This window comes from Acinetobacter sp. WCHAc060033 (assembly GCF_004209125.1).
GTDB lineage: Bacteria > Pseudomonadota > Gammaproteobacteria > Pseudomonadales > Moraxellaceae > Acinetobacter > Acinetobacter wuhouensis.
Genome location: NZ_SGSW01000129.1, coordinates 1 through 1,940 on the forward strand (window position 1 = coordinate 1; position 1,940 = coordinate 1,940).

The 1,940-nt window shown below is 34.4% G+C and carries 2 protein-coding genes; one reads left to right on the top strand and one right to left on the bottom strand.

The window, feature by feature from the left end; all coding sequences use genetic code 11:
- Positions 1 to 322 precede the first annotated feature (322 nt).
- The gene (locus tag EXE10_RS20780; RefSeq protein WP_074163998.1) at positions 323 to 919 is read left to right on the top strand and encodes a LysE family translocator; all 597 of its coding nucleotides are present in this window, start codon (positions 323 to 325) and stop codon (positions 917 to 919) included.
- A gap of 27 nt (positions 920 to 946) precedes the next feature.
- On the opposite strand, the gene EXE10_RS20785 is transcribed toward EXE10_RS20780, so the two are convergent.
- Complete coding sequence (locus EXE10_RS20785) at positions 947 to 1,765, bottom strand: AraC family transcriptional regulator (RefSeq protein ID WP_032073151.1); 819 nt, start codon at positions 1,763 to 1,765, stop codon at positions 947 to 949.
- Between the last annotated feature and the right edge of the window lie 175 nt (positions 1,766 to 1,940).

Genomic DNA, 1,940 nt, shown 5'->3' on the forward strand with positions numbered 1-1,940 from the left:
AAAGATTTATTTTTTAATGACACGCTTAAACAGCGTGGCTTGTAAATTAGTATAAATAATTTTGTTGTTCTACAATTTTGATCGTATCTTAGTTTTTTCTCATAGTTCATGAACTTTAAAATTCTAAACCAAGACTAATATTTATATAAGCAATTGAAAATACAATACATAGTTTCTTTATACACTTATGAAGTGAACTTTAGGTGAACATAAGTTAAATAGAAATTTTTAATTAGTTCAGCACAAACGTACAATCTTTAAGGCCTATAACTCGATACCGTTCTCTCTTTGATGTTTATTGCTATCTAATTGAGTGAACTCTGTGGAAATATTTCTTTATACATTAAGCGTTATGTATAGCCCAGGCCCTGTAAATTTTATGGGGCTAAATTCTGGCCTTACAGGTCAATTAAAAAAGACTATAGGATTTTACCTAGGCATTGGTTTCGCCATGTTGATCTTATTCGTATTGTTTGGCTATATAGGTGAAGCTGTTATTCCACATGGATTGATTCATTATATTGCTTTAGCGGGTGCAATTTATACATTCTACTTGGCTATAAAAATGATTAGGGCGAATGTAGAAACAACTCAACAGCAAGAAAGCCATCTAACATTCTTAAATGGCTTATTTATTCAGTTATTAAATCCAAAAGCCATTCTCGTCATTCTACCTGTTACGACAATTATGTACCCTGCAGCCAAAATCACAGGAATCATGATCTTGATAGTTTCTTTACTGATTTCACTTGGTGCTGTTGGCGCACCATTCACCTATGCTCTGGTTGGAAAAGTATTAGGCAACAAAATTGCTAATCCTATCTGGTTTAATCGGCTAAATAAGCTGATGGGTATACTCTTGATTTTATCAGGGCTTTTTATGTTCAAAGATTTTCTTAATGGAATAAATCTGCTGTAGGACAAATTAGCCGTTCAAATCGAACGGCTATCTTTTAATATTTATCATTTTCCATTGAGTGGGAGTTAAACCAAATGTTTTTATAAAATGTCTGGTCATATGACTCTGATCAAAAAAGCCTGCATTTAAAGCAGCATTAACAATAGACTCCCCTTGAGCAAGGTAGAACTTAACTGTTTCTAAGCGACGCATGATCATATAACGGTGTGGGCTAGTTCCAAATAATAATCGGAAATCACGAGAAAGGCTCCAGCGGTCACGATCAGCATGTTTCTCTAAATCTGACAAACTTAAGTTTTCATGTGGATACGCCAAAATACACTCACGCGCTCTCTCTGCTGCCTTGTAGTCAAATTTTTTGTTTTGGTTAGATGAAGTATCTGAAATTTCACACAGTGTAGTTGCCAAATCAAATAGAGCATCTTCCTCTTCTAGGGTATCCATATAATTATTTATATTATTTAGAAAGCTATCCATTGCCCTAAACAGGCGAATATCATTACTTAAGCCATGTCTGATAAAAGGCAAAGGTTTACCCTTTAAAATGGTTTGGATCATCGCTGGTTCGATGTAAATCATTCTATAGCGATAGCCATCTAATGTTCCTGATTCACCATCATGCTTTTCATCCGGGTGTAGAACCATAGTCATGCCTGGCAAGCTATGTTGCAATGTACCTTTGTAATGAAAGTTTTGAACTCCGGAAAGAGTCCTGCCAATAGCATAAGTATCATGTCGGTGAGGTTTATAAGCATAATTGGAAAGAAATGCTTCAATTCTTTCTAATTTATGATTTTGAGTGGGGGATCTCACAATCCAATTATTTCCACTGGAGAAATCAGGCATAATTGATGGCCAATTTTTCGTAGATTCTATTGTAGATTATTTTTCACTTTTCCTAAAATTAACATAATACACGTTATACGTAATGCTTGATATTTCTCTTTAAATATCATTATATTAAAGCAAGCCGTTCTGAAATATAGGGCACCAGCAGAGCGGCTTTTTATTGATTATTCAT

What these genes read in the sequence shown, in the direction of transcription:
- EXE10_RS20785 (WP_032073151.1), bottom strand. Translation starts at nt 1,765, where the DNA reads ATGCCTGATTTCTCCAGTGGAAATAATTGGATTGTGAGATCCCCCACT.